The following is a 15,918-nucleotide window of genomic DNA, read 5'->3' as shown; positions in this document are numbered from 1 at the left end:
AGAAGCGCTCGCACGGCAGACGCAGGTGGAACGTGATAACCTATCCAGGGAGCGTTCCGTATGAAGACCCGTCTCGCCGCAGCCGTGGCACCTGTCGCCCTCGCACTCTTTGCGACTCCGGCTTTCGCGCAGGAAGAAACCCCCGCCATCACCGTTTCGGGCAGCGCTGCTCTCGTTTCGGACTACCGCTTCCGCGGCGTTTCCATGACCGACAAGGAAATGGCGGTTCAGGCCGGCGTCACCGTGGCGCATGAAAGCGGCTTCTATGTCGGCACCTGGGGTTCAAACCTCGCAGGCTGGGGCACCTTCGCGGGTTCCAACATGGAACTCGACGTCATCGGTGGCTACAAGACCGAAATCAGCGGCGTGACGGTCGATGTCGGCCTGACCTGGTACATGTATCCGGGCGGTCTCGACAACACGGACTTCGCCGAGCCCTACGTCAAGGTGTCCGGGTCGGTCGGTCCTGCAAATCTTCTTGTCGGCGCAGCCTATGCTCCCAAGCAGGAAGCTCTCGGCCAGTGGTACAATTCGGGTGCTTCGGCTGCCACCGGCGTTTACGACAATCCGGGTGCCAAGGCTGACAATCTCTATGTCTGGACCGATGCATCGGCAGGTATCCCTGACACCGGCCTGACCGTGAAGGGCCACATCGGCTACACCACCGGCGGCAACAAGGGCCTTGGCCCTCAAGGCACCTCGGTTTCGCCGACCGGTGATTATGTCGACTGGCTGGTTGGCGCCGATTACACCCTCGGCAACGTCACGCTCGGCGTGGCCTATGTCGATACCGACCTCACCCCGACCGACTTCAATTACCTGACGCCGAACTTCTCGTCGACCAAGGATGGTTCGTCGATCGCCGGTTCGCGCGTGGTTGTTTCGGCTACTGTCGCCTTCTGATCAGGCCGGCCCTTGGCCGCTACCTGACGATCAATGGCGAAAGCCCTTCTCTCCGATGCGGAGGGGAGGGCTTTCTCTTTGTGCGTTCCGCCCGTCACCAGCGGGCGGAATAAAATTGTTATGGCATATACCAAATGGTTCATGCGCCGCGTTCGGGCGCAGCCTAGCCTTTCTCCCGAGGTCGACCGATGCGAGTCGTCCGCCAGGGAGACAGTTCACGATGACTCTTGCATTTCGCCTGACCGCAGCCGCGCTGTCTGGACTGCTTGCCTTGCCACTGCCCGTTCAGGCGCAGCAACAATTGCCGGCGCAACTGCAATCCGGTCCCGCTTCGGAAGTGCCGGTGGCAACGCAGGTAATGCGCTGGCGCATGAACGACGCCGACGTGAACAGCTTTGCCTTTCGCAACATGGATCAGCTGTTCACCACGCGCACGGTCGCGCATTCCGGCGCACCGTGGGCCTTGCCCAAGGTCGAACGCCCGATGGATTTCACCTACGCATTCGGCGGAAAGACCTGGACCGCCGAACAGGCGCTCGAGCGCACTTATACCAACGCTCTCCTGATCATGAAGGACGGGCGGATCGTCACCGAAATCTATCGCAATGGCTCGAACGAGCGCACGCGCTTCATGGGCTGGTCGATGACCAAGTCGCTGACCTCGACGCTTGTTGGCGCAGCCCTTGCCGATGGGCTGATCAGCTCGCTCGATGATCAGATCGTGCGCTATCTGCCCGAACTGAAAGGGAGCGGCTACGATGGCGTGACCATCCGCCAGATCCTGCAGATGCGTTCGGGCGTCGATTACGAGGAGCGCTACGACTTCGCCAATCCCGGCATCGCGGCAAGCAACCACATCAACGCTCTCGTCAAGAACGTCGCGCGCTTTGCCGATGTCGCCCGCACCATCAAGCGCAAGTCAAAGCCCGGCGAAGTCTTCGCCTACAAGACCATCGACACCGCCGTGCTTGGCTGGCTGATCGAACGGGTCAGCGGTGGCTCGGTGGCGGCTTATACCGCGCGCAAGCTGTGGGAACCGCTCGGCACCGAGGCTGATGGCTTCTACATCATGGATGGCCAGCCCGGCACCGGGCGCGAGTTCAGCGGCGCCGGCTTCAACGCCACGCTGCGCGATTGGGCGCGCTTCGGCCAGATGATGCTCGATGGCGGCATGGCCAACGGCAAGCGCATCATCAGCGAGGAATGGGTCAAGGCCGCGCAGGCGCCGGCCGGCCCCGAGGACGGACCGGAAGGTGGCTATGGCTATCAGTGGTGGACGATGGCCAATTCGCCTGCCTATTCGGCCATCGGACTGCAGGGGCAGTACGTTTACGTCGATCCCGCCAGCCGGACCGTGGTGGTCAAGCTGAGCTACTTCCCTCCTGCGGAAGGCAGTGTCGGACAGGAAACCATGGCGTTCCTTGCCGCCGCCTCTGCGTGGAAGCCGGCACCGTAAGCAATAACAACAGGGAGGATACCATGAAGACTCAGTTCGCGCTGGGCTGCGCGATGACGCTCGCCCTTTTAACCCAGTCTGGCACCGCGTTTGCGCAAGCGGCACAAGATACGGCCAGCGCGCCGGAAGAGGCCAGCGAAGGCGTTGGCGAAATCATCGTTACCGCGCAGCGCCGCAAGGAAAAGCTCCAGGACGTCGCCGTTTCCGCCACCGCCTTCGATGCCAGCGCTCTGGCCGACAAGGCCGTGACCAATCTAGCGGACCTGCAGAATGCCAGCCCCGCGCTGTCCATCTCCGATGGCGGCATCACGCAGTCGATCAATATTCGCGGCATCGGCCTTGCCAGCAATTCGCCAAGCGTGACGGCAGGTGTCGCGACGTATGTCGACGGCCTGTTCCAGCCACCGATCGTGCAGGCCAACAGCTTCTATGACCTTGCCAGCGTCGAGGTGCTGCGCGGGCCGCAGGGCACGCTCGTCGGCTCGAACTCCACGGGTGGCGCAATCTTCATCAACACGCAGAACCCGCTGCTGGATGAGGGGCTGGGCGGATATGCCATGTTCGGCGGCGGCAACTACAACTCGGTTCAATCCGAAGCCGCAGTGAACCTGCCCTTTTCCGACACCTTCGGCTTGCGCGCAGCAGGCTTCTATCGCAACCGCGACAGCTTCTACACCAGCGTCGGCCCGGTCGGGAATGATGCGGGCAAGCTGCGCGAAGGTGGCGGCCGCCTTACCGCCATGTGGAAGCCCGGCTCGTTCCAGGCGGTGGCCAAGGTCTCGTTCAACGATCGCGACACGGGCGGCTATGCCTATCGCCCGATCCTGGGCACGCCTTACGACGTCTTCCGCGTGGGCGATATCCGCACGATCAGCTTCGATACCCCCGTCGCCAACCGCGAACGCTCATTCCAGGCCAGCCTCGAGCTGCGGCAGGAGCTGGCAAGCGGCATCACCCTGCGCTCGGTCACTGGCTACCAGAACAAGCGTATCAATGCCCTGAACGACGTCGATGCCTCGGCGGGGCCAGGCGGCATTGCCGAAGACTACTTTGCGGGGGAAAAAGTCTACACGCAGGAAATCAACATCATCTCGCCCACCGAAGGCCGGTTCGACTGGATCCTTGGCGGATATTTCCAGCGCAACGATATCGCGATCCGCATCCTGCAGGACCAGCAGGGTTTCCCGACCGATATCATCGGCGGCAACCAGCGCACCACCACGGGCTTGTTCGCGCAGGGCAATTACGAGATCGTCCCGGGCCTGGAAGCCCAGCTCGGCGCGCGCTATTCCACCTACAAGGCCACCGGCTATGGCGACGTGACCATCGGCGCGGGCATTCCGGGCTTTCCTCCCGGCGGCCTGGCCGTTGCCTCACTGGCCGGCAGCCACAAGGACTCGCTCGCCACCGGCAAGTTCGCGCTCAACTGGAAGGTCGATGCCGACAACCTGCTCTATGCGCTGGTTGCACGTGGCTACAAGCCCGGCGGCTTCAATTCGCCCACATCGAACTTCGATCCGGAGCGCGTGATCAGCTACGAAGCGGGGTGGAAATCCGCCTTCCTGCGCAACCGCATCCGCACCCAGATCAGCGCGTTCTACAACAAGTACGCCAACTTCCAGTTCAACGTCGTGGAACCGAGCACGGGCTTTGCGGGCGTGGAGAACATCTCGACTGTCGAGATCAAGGGCGTGGAAGCGCAGGTGCAAGGGCGCTTCGGCGGCTTCGGCTTCGATGCCAACGTGGCTTTCGTGGATTCGGATCTGGCGAGCGTCACTTTCGTCAACACCCGCCAGCTCGGCGGAGCCAACCTCGGCCCGCAGTGCCCGGCGGGCACGCCGTCCGCGCCGCCGTTCTGCTTTGACTACGCACCCTTCATCCAGACTACCGGCGGCGGGCCTAACCTCTATGCGCCGCGCTGGACATGGGGCGGCGGCGTTGAATACGAGATCCCGCTTGGCGGGGAAATGTCGCTGACGCCGCGGGTGAACTATGCCTATGTCGGGGAGCAGTTCACCTACATCGGCTATTCACCGCTGTCGGATCGCCTCAACCCGCGCGGCCTGCTCTCGGCGATCGTCACTCTCAGGATCAACGACAGGCTGAAGCTCGAGGCCTGGGGCACGAACCTGACGAACAAGGATTATATCACCGGCCAACTGAACTCGAACGAGTTCTACGGTGCGCCGCGCGAGTACGGGGTCAAGCTCAACGTCACCTTCTAACGCCCGGGTGCCGGAGCGGATGGCCCGCTCCGGCCTCTACAGCCTGGCGAGGGACTGGCAGACCTGCCGCACCAGGTCGGCCTGCCTTCCGACGCCCGCCTTGGCCAGGGCGCTCTTGAGCTGCATGCGCGCCGTACCCTCGGCAATGCCGCGATGCGCCGCGTAGTCCTTGACCGTCATCCCCCCGACGAGGTGCGCGGTCAACGTGGCCTCGGCCATTGTCAGTCCGAACAGGCTGGCCACCTCGGATGCATCGATCCGGGGAGCCGTGCCGGGCGAGCACAGCGCCAGCAAGGCCAGTTTTCGCCCCCACTTGCGCTTGTCTGCCGCATCGCGGCGCAGCACGCGCAAATGAAGGACTTCGGCCGGCTGCTCACCGGGCACGCGGCAGGTATCACCCAGCGTTCCTGCGATCGCGGCGCGGACAACGCCGGTGGCTTCGCTCGCGCCAAACTGCAATCGGCCGCCTATTTGCCTGACCTGCGGCAAGGCATCGATAAGCGCCTCGGCAGCAGCGTTCATCCAGTGGATTCCCAGATCGGCGTCACAGGCGAGCAGCGCCAGGCTGGTCGAATCCATGAAGGCCTCGGCGACCGAAAGACGCGCCTCGTATCCTGCCATGCTGGTCACCAATCGCGAGACCTGCCGAAAATGCGGCAGCAGCAGGTTGAGGAAGCGCAGGTCCTCCTCGGTCATGTCTCGCCCGTCGCCGGCGTGGCGATGAAAGATCAGCGTCGTGTGTTCGCCCGGCACGGTCTTGCAGCCGAGCCAGAAACCGGCGCCGAGGCCGCAGCCTGCAAGACCGCGCCTCAGCGCCTCCCGGTCGCTTGCCGTCAGCGCAATGCAGCGCAAGTCGCTTTCGATCTCGTCCTGTCCGCGCGGTTCGGTATCGCGGCGAAACCGCGGGTTGAGCGGTGAATTCGCCCATGCGTCATGGGTTTCGGCTTCCTGGGTGGACCAGGTGTCACGCAGGCTTGTGACCGGCACCAGATCGTCCCCGTCCGTCACCAGCCGCTGAAACACCGCGCTTGCTACGCCAAGGCGCACTTTGATCGCGTCGAGGACTTCAGTCCAGCGAGCATCCTCGCCGACCGCGCCGTACATGGCCGCAACGAGATCGTTGTCGCTCACCCTTGGCCCGCACTCCTCTTCGCTCTGCCCGCCGTTTTCGATTTCAGGGCTTGCCGCGGCTGTAACCGACTTTGCGATGCGGCGATACGGTTTCCGCTACGCCGTCGACCGCGCCATGCCGCTGCGTCACGACGGCGCATCTGGCTGCCGTTCCGGCGCTGCAGACGCGAATGCGGCAAGCTTCATGCATTCCCCTTCGATCGCTGCGATCCTTCCGAAGTCGAACCTTGCGCCAAAGCGGCGTGCATTGCCCAATTGCGGAACCAGCACCACGTCGGCCAGCGTAAGCTGATCGCCAAAGCAGTAGGGGCCTGTGAAGTCCGCGATGAGAGTGGCAAAGGCACTGAGGCCGCTTTCGATGACCTCGGCTGCCCAGGCATTGGTCTCGCTTTCCGTCATGCCACGCCGACGCAACATCTTAAGCACCTTCAGGTTCTGGACCGGGTGGATGTCGCAGGCGATGACTTGCGCAGCGGCGCGAACGCGGGCGCGCTCCAGAGGCGTTGGCGGCAGGAGCGGGGGATGGGGATGCAACTCGTCCAGATATTCGCAGATGGCAAGGCTCTGGGTCAGGACCGCGCCATCGCTCACCAGCGCGGGCACGAACCCTTGCGGGTTGAGCGCGAGGTAGGCTGGCGCCTGCTGATCGCCCGCCCGCAAATCATGCGCAACGCCCTGCCATTCCAGCCCCTTCAGCCCAAGCGCGATGCGTACGCGCCACGTCGCCGTAGAGCGCCAGAAACCATGCAGGATCAGAGTATCAGTCATGAGTCGGTCCACCAGTCATGCTGGTGGTATCGCCCAGGACCGTGCCGGATGCCATCCCGCGTTGATCACCAAGCCGCTCAGCAAGGCCGCCCGGTCCGGGTGTTCATCATGGTCTGGAGGGGCTTGCGGCATTTACGCATAGTGGCGGAGACGGAGGGATGCAAGATTAATTGATATATAAAGGAAAAAATACACATTTATCAGATTGCCATAGTTTTAGCCATAATATTCAGCGCTGGCCGGAGGCGAACGCTAGCGAACTGCCGCTAGGCGGCGATTCTCTGGTTCCACTATTTGGGGCTCCGTGGCTCGCTGTTTGCACGTAGCGCCACCTCACGCATAGCTGCATAAAGATCGAAAGAGCGGAAGCAATCATCTGTAGCTTCCACACGACCTTCGTACTCCGATTGTGCTGTAAGGGCCCTATCACCGTATAGCTTTGGCGCAGCAGTTGCCCGGCGGACCACCTCCACTTCGCCTAAGAACTCTCCATTCTTCCAGATCTCATACAGTTTGCCCCGGACCGCTTCAAATGTCTGGAAGTCGCCAATTGACCGCAACTCCCGACCTTTCGGTTCGCGCGGTAAGGCTGGCTCGCTTTGCGGAGCCCGGTCTTCCACAGTATGAAGGATGTCAGATTCGGGTTCAAGCGAGGTCGTATGCGCTTCTGTAGCGGTCGCTGGCGCAGACCGCAGCTTTGGCCTTTGAACCTCAACAGCGTGCGCTTGTGCATCGAGATCGAGCGCAAGGCGTTCCCGAAGCTGATCGAGCCATGCTAAAAGCTTCGCGGTTTCGCGAGCTGGGTCGGCAAACCAGTCGGTGGACCAGACGCGGTAGATGTTCCACCCTAAATTCTCGAGGATAGTTTGCCGGATATGGTCACGGTCGCGAACGCTCAAACCTGAGTGATAAGTTGCCCCGTCGCATTCGACGCCAGCAATAAAGCCAACAGGACAGCTTGGATGGCGAACTCCGAGATCGATCCTAAATTTCTCTACGCCAACTTGATAGACAACCTCGTAACCCGCTCCGCGAAGCGCATCCGCTACGAAAATCTCAAAGTCGCTATCCGTCTCGCCGCCTGACGCGTCTTCGTAGTAAGCACCACCATGAGCGTATGTGAGGTAGCTTTTGAATGCGATCACGCCCCGTGATGATTTTTCGGTGACCTTTACGTCGTCAGGTCGGAGAGATGTGATAAGCCGGCAGGACATCTTGGCCCGGGTTACGAGCACGTTCAGTCGCCGCCAGCCAACCTCTCGATTCATGAGGCCGAAGTTTTGTCTCACAGCGCCATTCTTATCGGGGCCGTAAACGGTAGAGATTAGAATAATATCGCGCTCGTCACCTTGCACATTCTCTAGGTTCTTTATGAAGAACTCGTCGATCGTCCCGGAAAAGGCCTCGACATACTTCCGGACGCGTTCCTCCTCCACAATCAGCCGATCGAATTCGTTCTGAAGAAGTTCGGTTTGCTTGGCATTCATGGCCACGATCCCGATCGATCGCTCGGGATGAGTCTGCATCAAGCCGAAAGCCTGCTCGATCACCAACTCCGCCTCACGCTGGTTGATAGAAGCTTCATAGGCGGTGTCTGGGTAAACTGAGGGCACGTAGAAGCACTTCACGCCCAGCAGTGCGTCGTCATTCGCCATCGGGCTTGGAAACACAACAAGTTCGCGATTGTAGAACTCGCGGTTCGAAAACTGGATCAGACTCTCGTGTTGCGAGCGGTAGTGCCATTTCAGGCGGGGCTTCGTCCGGAAACGCTGGTTTGCGAGGTCCAATATGGACTCCGTCCCTTCGTTGATCCCAACGCCGTCGCCATCGTCATCGCCATCATCGGTCGTTGCAAGTTGGAAATGGTCACTGGGCGGTAGCTGGTTTGCGTCGCCTACCACCACGAATTGGTCGGCTCGGAGAATGCAGCTCACCGAAAACTCCGGCCTCATCTGTGAGGCCTCGTCGATGATCAGAAGATCGAATTGGAGCGAGCCTGGACGGATGAACTGAGCGATTGATGTGGGCGACATCATCCAAACCGGTTTCAAGACCTGCAGGGCTTGACCGGCGCGGTGTAGAACATCCCGGAGCGGAGTTCTCGGACGGGTAAGCCCGACTTCGTTTTCTAACAAGCGCAGCTCGGTGAAGTCTGCTTTCCGTCCATATCCGACGCCCGTTGGCGGCTTATCGGATAGACGCTTCGCTACGATTGCCGTTGCTTCCAGTTTGTGAAGCTCCTTGTCCACTCGCTTGAATGACTGCCGAGCTGCATCGAGCGTAAGGCTGCCTAAACGCCCCAATTCCTGGCCGTCGTTGCCCAAATAGGTGCGAAGCAGCGTGGAGATTGCGATCAGTTCATAGAGGTCGTCCAACTGATCAGCGGGTGCAATGCCGGACGTCGCGGCCTCAGCAAAAGGTGTGAGGTGGCGCGCCGAAAGGGCCGACCGATATTTGAGGAGATCTGCAGCTAAGCTTATCCCCTGCCTGTCCTTGCTCAGACCTGCCAGCAAAGCCGAGGCCTGCTCCCAATCCAACTCGTCGCACAGGTCAGCCGTGTTGATCTCAGCTTCGTCCCAGAGCCTATCAGACTCTGCTTCCCACCTTTCTGCGACTTTGCGCAGATCAACCGCCATGGCAGTGATTGACGACATTAAGGCAACAGGGGTGGAAGCGCCTTTCATGAGGGTGGATACATCAATCGGGCTGTCGATAGCTGAGAGGGCGCCGACCTCCGCAAGGGACTGCTTCAGGCTATCCAGCGGTTCCGTGACTTCGCTGACCCAACTAAATATTGGCTGATGCCGAAGCGAGTTGAATGCATGCTCCGCAGCGTGAAGATCGATGACGGCTTCCGCGATGGTTCGGCCTCCCATTCGCACAAAGGGGGCGTCATGCCTGAGTCCGATGGTGTCGCTTGCCTCGGCGATAGCACGCAAAGCAGATGCTCTGGCCGCACAGGTACGTTGGAGTTCGCCAATCGGTATGTCCGCTAAACCGGTTTGGGCCACTTCAGGCAGTAGCGCCGCAAGGCGCTCGCAGCAGGCAGAGAAGGTATGGCGATCCGTTTCGTCCGAGGCGAGCCAGGCTCGAAGAGCACCTACCTCGTCCAGGACGGCGAGGGCTGCAGCCGTCTCAGCAGCGACTGTACGTGCGAGACCCAGCGATGCAAAATCACTATCAATGCCGTCCCAGAGCATGGCTGGGAACAGCGCCCGTGCCTTATTTTCGTCGTGGAACACACGACGGGCGCGAATGAAGCTCGCCGCTTTGCGAATATCCATTGCAGCTTGATCGGGATCGGAGCTGTCGACACAGAGCCTGCACGCTCGCCTCCATGCAGCTTTGTAGCGCCCACTGAACCACCGCGCGATCGAACCCGTCGACTCGATTATATCTGCAATTTCGTCCAGTTCTGCTGGATCGGTAGCCAGTGCTTCCGTCTGCATCGCGGCCGCAATCGAGTTGCGTTCCTCCAACAGTGCAGCAGCATCCCGTGTGGCAGTGGCGATTGCATTCTCTGAGGCGCTCTCAAGAAGAGTGTTTGACACAAATGCGCTGACCGAGGCCTGCAGCTGCCCGAGCGCCACAAAGGTAACAGCAACCTGATGGGCCTTGCTGCTGCTCAGGCGGTCACCTTCTGCCATTCTTGAGGCGAACCGCTCAATGTCCCGCGTTGCCTTGGACAGCGATTCGGCAAGCATCTCGTTAAGTGACTGCTGCTTCCGCGCTTCTGTAGGTGATACTGGGCATTGGGCAATGCGGAGCGCCTCCGCGAGAGATTTTGCCGCGTCGAGGGATACCAGTTCAGGGTTCTCAATGTCGCCCGCGATGTCGTCACGCTGGTGCTTCCAGGCGTCTTGAGCTGCTAAAAGTTCAGCACAAGCAGACCGCTGGTGCAGCGCTGCACCGACAACCACCTCCTTAGAACAGGTGAATGGATTAAGAGCGGCAAGCTGGTCGCTGACGTCCGAGATTGCATCTTCGCCAGGCCCCGGGAGTTCGATCCCTAGATCAGCAAAGCGCCGCGCAACGTTGGCGATCTCGCTCGCGGTTTGACTGACGGCTGCAGCGGCTTCCAAGGCATCGCTCTGGTTGAAAGGATTGAGTTTCGCTGCCAACGCCCAACGCGTGGGGGGGCCGCCCGGTTCAGGCTGAATGGCAGTGACTGCCTTGCCGAACTGCGCCAAAACCTCGCGGTGTTCCTTGAGGGTCGATGGTGTGAGTTCGCCAATTTCCTTTGGCTCCCACTTGGCTTCCAGTGCCTTGATCTGGTTCCGGTCGAATTTCTGGCGGAGGCGGATCTCCCGCCATGCCAAAGCGTGCGCGGTCAGTCCGGTTTGGCCTAGTGGGGTGCGAACTAGCGACAGATACCGTCGGAGTAGGTTGCGATGACGCTGAAGCTCGGCACGCTTCTCTTCGAGTGCGTGGACATCGAGCCGAGGAAGCGCACTAAGACGCTCCCGGACGCCGTCATACACTTCGGAACGGCTCGCCTTGTCGCCGTGGAGTTCGAGGATCAGCGGCCCGAAGCCTGTTGCCCTCAGCCTATCAGACACCACCCGGAGTGCTGCTTGCTTTTCGGCAACGAACAGCACGCGTTTGCCCTGAGATAGGGCGGTTGCGATCATATTGGTGATTGTCTGGGACTTGCCGGTTCCTGGTGGACCTTCAATCGCCATGTCCCGGCCAGCAGCCATGTCCATGATGGCCTTATGCTGAGAAGCGTCAGCATCCGTAATGAGCGCCGGAACGCGTGCCTGATTGACCGGGTCGTCGATATCGATAACGGTATCGTCGCCGTCCACGCCGGCAATCTCTGACGCGCCCACAAGCCCGGGCAACAAACGGTGGTCGGCAAATGCGCCGTCGGGCCACTTCTCTGGATCGAGGTCTCGCCACATGATCATTGGCGGCAACACCGAAAGCGTGACGAACGTCCGAAGCGTTAGGCGGCTGCCTTGTGCCAGTACAGCTCTCACGCGGACGAAATAAGATTCCGGGGTCTCGTCGTTTCGCAGCGCAGGAAGCTGCAGCCCCCAGTGCTCCCGCGCTTTTTCAACCAGCGCGACGTTGACCTCGAGCCCGCCTTCCCAAACGCTGAGCCGATACTCCTTTTTTGCTCTACCTTCGTCCTTCGCCAGCTTCACCGGCAGGAGAAGGAGCGGTGCGTGCGATGCGAGATCGGATTCTTCATCCTCAAACCACTGCACAAACCCAAAGGCGAGATGGAGTGTATGGTGCCCTGTCTCGCGCAGGTGACTGGTCGCGCGGTCGTCGATCGTCTTCAACCGCCGCTCCAGCTCCTTTCTTGTGAGCAGGACGCGGATATCGTCATCTTCGTGATGCGGGGCGACATCGCCGTCATCGCTCGCCTTCAGATCATAACTGGGGTCGAAACCATGGGCTCGCGCCAGAGCCGCAACGTCGATGCTTCTGCCATAGTCCAGCTTCGGCAATCCGAGCTGCTGCCTTACGCGGGCGCGCAGCCCCCGTTCTGCGTTCTGCCACGCGCGCACATCCAATTCGGAATCGCCGAGCTTTTCCGTTGCCGCCAAGAACTCCGGGTCAGTCAGTCTTGCACGTTCATATGCGATGCCGAACTGGGGTGTCCGCTCATCCGCGGGGGTCTGCTCTTCCCCCGGCAGCGGCTCGAAGCCCATGCTGCCTTCGTTTAGTCGCTCGAAGAGCAGGTCGGGGCGTTCATCAACGAATCTCAGTTGGCTGGCGCTGCGCGAGGTATGTTTGAAGGCGATGAGCGGTGACCTGCGCGACAAGTCGATGAGCTTTGCTCTGAGTTTGGCAACCGCCTCGTCAGTCCATTGTCGCATTTGCGGGTGCCGCGGTGCTGCGGTGGCAGCCTTGCGTGTATCGCTGCTAAAGAGGTCGGCCTTGTTCGGCGGGCTTGAGGCGCCTTGCTCGCAATCCTTGATCCAGGTCTCGACACGGTCCCTGAGCTTCCTCGCCGCATTGGTCGAACGGTGCAGAAGCTCAGATCGGATCAACTCAAGCTCTGCGCGGTTGTCCCAATTTCTTTCGGCCATGAACTCGAGGTCGAGAACCGTTTTGTCTTGGAGCGCGCGTGTCACGGATTCAGCCCTCTTAGATCGGTATATGCCTGCACTTCGATCGCGGAATGGGTCATCCCAGTCTTCCACAATCTTTACTGCGCGATCACGAATCTCCGGCGCAGGCGGAGTGGAAATACCCTCCAACGCGTCAATCAAATCGATGAGACGCGGGCGGTGATTCCGATATTTCTTGAGATAGTCCTCCAGTTCAGCCGGAGTCATTTGGGAAATCAGCTTTGTACCGCGCTCTTCGTCACGCTGGGCAGCAGCGCCCAAGTAATCTTGGATGAGGGCACGGAGATCGTCTGCCCCTTCCGCTGCGACGCCGCGAAGTCGCTGCTGGAATTGTTCCAGCGCCGTCGTGTTGAAGCGATTGAGCACAACCCGCTCCCGGAGATCATAGATATCCGGATCGATCGGCTTGCTCATCGAGAGGCACGCTCCTGATTGAGGCGGAACAGGCGGGCCAGCACTTCGTCGTCGGTTAGCAGGCCAGCGCGGAAGTCGTCGCCCCAGCCATAGGCATCGGCCACCGCTTCATCGAGCGCGCGGTGCGCATGATCGAGCCACGCGGGCCGCGCGTTGTAGAGGTTGGTGAGTGTCCGCTTCGCCAGTTCCTTCGCAGCCACTTCGTCCTTGGGCAGAATGCGATCGGGATAGCCTGGCACCACTTCCGGCTCACGCACCACAAGATCGGGCGGATTCAGCCAGTTCTCGCGCAGCTCGTTGAGCCGCGCGGCAGCCTTGGCAATGGCGATGCTGCGCGGATCATCGGCATAGGCAGCGGCGGGGATATTCGGCGTCAGGCCTTCGGGGAAGGGGAAGGTCTGGTAAACCGACTTCGTGGCGTAGGTTGGGTCATTTCCCGCACCGATCCAAGAGCAGTATTCGAGTGTCCATGTTTCGTGGAAAATAGACGACAGCAGGCCGAGAAAGGTGTCGTCCTCTCTTGGAAACACAACCAGTTTTTGGTTGGGCAGATATGCTGGCTCTAGAAACGCGAACACTCGCGTGCTTGAAACCATGGGGGTGACGATGAAGCGAGATAGACCCTCTAGCGCGCGCCGCATTCCAGGGCGCGCTTCGGCGTGTATCCACCACCGTTCGCGGTGATTTTGCCGTCGCACCTCGAAGTTCCCATTCTCATCTCGGCGCTGGCGGTAGGACTGAATATGTTGCCGAGCATATTCAAAGGGCGCTTCATATAGTGCCGCATCGCGCTCACTGAGATTGGTCCCGAAATCTAGAAGCCATTTTCTCTCTCCGCGTTGAAGCAAATCTTGCCCATTTGCCGTTAGCCGTATGACCTCCCGGTTGTAGTGTCCCGCGACATTTCTAGGAGCTTGCAGCCAGCCCAATGCTGTCTCGGCTGAAACTTCAAAGGGACCATTCAAAAAGGTGCCAGTAAATGAAGTCCCTGAATTTTCGTCGAGAGGCGACGGCAGTGGCTGCTGGAACTGACTAAGCGATGCGGTAATCGTTGCCACTTCAGCACCGTCGAGGCGCTTCGGCAAAGGCTCGGTCGAGACGCATATCATCGACACTCGAACCGAAGCGCCATCAACAACCCAAGGTTCATCCGACCACGCCTCGAACAGCTCGGCGGTTTTGCAGAGCATTTCTAGCACTCTGCGGTCAGCACCTGTTCGGATTGCATTTGTAGTCACCAAGCCCGCTCGCAACAGACCGCTGGAGCGAACGGAATCGTTTGCTTGGCTTAGCCAGTAGCAAACCATATTGGCCCCACCCGGCACTTTGCCGGAATACGCCCGCCGAAGTGCGGTGGCATATTCTCCCCCCAGCTCTCGGATCATTTTCTTGTCGCCCAGAAATGGCGGATTTCCCACCACCACATTAGCATCCGGCCATGAGGCACGCCGGGGCTTGCCCTCAGCATCAAGCACCGGGTTCCCATGACCGTCCGTCACAAGCACCGCATCCCGACACTCGATCGTATCCAGATTGCGCAGGATCGGGTTTTTCGCCGCGTCAAACCCGTTGCGCCGCATCCACTGGATTTCGCCGATCCACACGCTCACCCGCGCCAGTTCCGCTGCATAGGGATTGAGCTCGATCCCCAGCACGCATTCGGGGCCAACGCGCGGGAAGCCGCGTGACAGGCCCAGCGCTTCGGCATCCAGATTGGCGCGATGCTCGATATCCTTCAATGCACGCAGCGCGACATAGAGGAAGTTGCCCGATCCGCAGGCCGGGTCCAGCACGCGGAAGTTCACCAGCCGTTCGATGAACGCGCTATGGATTGCGGCGGCCTCGTCCTTGAGCTTCTCCGCGCGGCGCTTCTCAGCAGGGGTCAGCAGCCGCTCCGCCGTGCGCTTGGGCGCGCTTTCGATCAGCGCGGTCATCTTCGCTAGCGCCTCGGCCCATTCGGCCTCTAGCGGATCGATGATCACCGGCTTCACGATCATCATGATCTTGTCGCGGTCGGTATAGTGCGCGCCAAGCTGGCTGCGCTTGGCCGGGTCCAGTCCGCGTTCGAACAGCGTGCCGAGGATCGAGGGATCGATCTGCGACCAGTCGCGCAGCGCGGCCTGATACAGTTCTTCCACATCATCGCGGCTGACGGGCAGCACGGCATCGTTAGCAAACAGCCCGCCGTTGAACCAGTCGATCCGGGTGAAGCCTACCTTGCCATTCGGCTGCGCCATTGCGCCGAACAAGGTGCTGGCGTTCTCGGCAAAGCTTGCCGGGTCGCTGCGGCACAAGTCCAGCATCTTCGTGAAGAGGTTGTCGGGCAGCAGCCCCACGTCCTCGGCGAACATGCAGAACACCAGCTGGTTGACGAAGTGCGCCACCCTGTGCGCCTCGTGGCCTCGATCCCGTAGCCGCTGCGCGATGCCGGCGAACTCGCGCGCGGTCTCTTCCGTCAGCGCCTGCCGCGTCTTGCTCGGCTTGAAGTCTTCGGGATCAGTGAAAGCCCGCTTGAGCCGCTCGCGCACCTGCCCGTCGAGCAGGTCATCAAGGGTAAACTCGTGCACCTCCTGCACCGTGTTGGTCCAGTTGGTGTGGATGCGGATGCGGTCCATGTCGGACACGATCAGTAGCGGCGGGTTCTCCAGCGCCACGGCATACTGCAGAAGCTGCGAAAAGGCCTTGTCGAGGTCCTTGCGCGGGCCTTTGTACTCCCACGCGAAGCAGCCCTTGCGCCAAACGTCTGCCCAGCCTTCGCCACCGCTCGTCTTGGTCGCGCCCTTTTCGAAGGCGAACCATTCTCCCTTGGGATCAGCCGCAATAGGATCGAGAACGCCCAACAATGCGCAGAGGTCATTGAAGTGGCTTTGCGAAGCCGAGCGTTCCTTAAGCTCAACGTGACGCCACTTGCTGAGGAATTCGTGCGGGGTCATTG

The 15,918-nt window shown here is 60.6% G+C and carries 7 protein-coding genes; 3 read left to right on the top strand and 4 right to left on the bottom strand.

Features of this window, described 5'->3' with window-relative positions:
* The first annotated feature begins 60 nt into the window (after window positions 1-60).
* From IM701_RS12625 to IM701_RS12615, 3 genes are all read left to right on the top strand, one after another.
* The gene (locus tag IM701_RS12625) at window positions 61-903 is read left to right on the top strand and encodes a TorF family putative porin (RefSeq protein ID WP_193827128.1); all 843 of its coding nucleotides are present in this window, start codon (window positions 61-63) and stop codon (window positions 901-903) included.
* A 220-nt stretch (window positions 904-1,123) separates the two neighbouring features.
* Window positions 1,124-2,359: a serine hydrolase gene (locus IM701_RS12620; RefSeq protein ID WP_193827127.1), complete on the top strand. Its 1,236-nt coding sequence runs from the start codon at window positions 1,124-1,126 to the stop codon at window positions 2,357-2,359.
* Between the two features lie 23 nt (window positions 2,360-2,382).
* A complete protein-coding gene (locus IM701_RS12615) occupies window positions 2,383-4,584 on the top strand; it encodes a TonB-dependent receptor (RefSeq protein WP_193827126.1) in 2,202 nt (733 codons plus the stop codon).
* 36 nt (window positions 4,585-4,620) lie between these two features.
* Here IM701_RS12615 and IM701_RS12610 read toward each other — a convergent pair whose 3' ends face one another.
* From IM701_RS12610 to IM701_RS12595, 4 genes are all read right to left on the bottom strand, one after another.
* The gene (locus tag IM701_RS12610) at window positions 4,621-5,715 is read right to left on the bottom strand and encodes a helix-turn-helix transcriptional regulator (protein WP_039331785.1); all 1,095 of its coding nucleotides are present in this window, start codon (window positions 5,713-5,715) and stop codon (window positions 4,621-4,623) included.
* A 126-nt stretch (window positions 5,716-5,841) separates the two neighbouring features.
* Window positions 5,842-6,483, bottom strand: coding sequence for a maleylacetoacetate isomerase (gene maiA, locus IM701_RS12605; protein ID WP_230487696.1), 642 nt, complete (start codon window positions 6,481-6,483; stop codon window positions 5,842-5,844).
* 290 nt (window positions 6,484-6,773) lie between these two features.
* On the bottom strand, window positions 6,774-12,983 hold the full coding sequence (locus IM701_RS12600; RefSeq protein ID WP_193827125.1) for a DUF4011 domain-containing protein: 6,210 nt from the start codon (window positions 12,981-12,983) through the stop codon (window positions 6,774-6,776).
* A complete protein-coding gene (locus IM701_RS12595) occupies window positions 12,980-15,916 on the bottom strand; it encodes a class I SAM-dependent DNA methyltransferase (RefSeq protein ID WP_193827124.1) in 2,937 nt (978 codons plus the stop codon). The genes IM701_RS12600 and IM701_RS12595 overlap by 4 nt, the downstream gene beginning before the upstream one ends.
* Between the last annotated feature and the right edge of the window lie 2 nt (window positions 15,917-15,918).

It is taken from the genome of Novosphingobium sp. ES2-1 (assembly GCF_015169775.1).
In the GTDB taxonomy this organism is placed as follows: domain Bacteria; phylum Pseudomonadota; class Alphaproteobacteria; order Sphingomonadales; family Sphingomonadaceae; genus Novosphingobium; species Novosphingobium subterraneum.
This window is presented reverse-complemented; position numbering and strand designations above follow the sequence as displayed.

What these genes read in the sequence shown, in the direction of transcription:
- IM701_RS12625 (WP_193827128.1), top strand. Translation starts at nt 61, where the DNA reads ATGAAGACCCGTCTCGCCGCAGCCGTGGCACCTGTCGCCCTCGCACTC.
- IM701_RS12620 (WP_193827127.1), top strand. Translation starts at nt 1,124, where the DNA reads ATGACTCTTGCATTTCGCCTGACCGCAGCCGCGCTGTCTGGACTGCTT.
- IM701_RS12615 (WP_193827126.1), top strand. Translation starts at nt 2,383, where the DNA reads ATGAAGACTCAGTTCGCGCTGGGCTGCGCGATGACGCTCGCCCTTTTA.
- maiA (WP_230487696.1), bottom strand. Translation starts at nt 6,483, where the DNA reads ATGACTGATACTCTGATCCTGCATGGTTTCTGGCGCTCTACGGCGACG.
- IM701_RS12600 (WP_193827125.1), bottom strand. Translation starts at nt 12,983, where the DNA reads ATGAGCAAGCCGATCGATCCGGATATCTATGATCTCCGGGAGCGGGTT.
- IM701_RS12595 (WP_193827124.1), bottom strand. Translation starts at nt 15,916, where the DNA reads ATGACCCCGCACGAATTCCTCAGCAAGTGGCGTCACGTTGAGCTTAAG.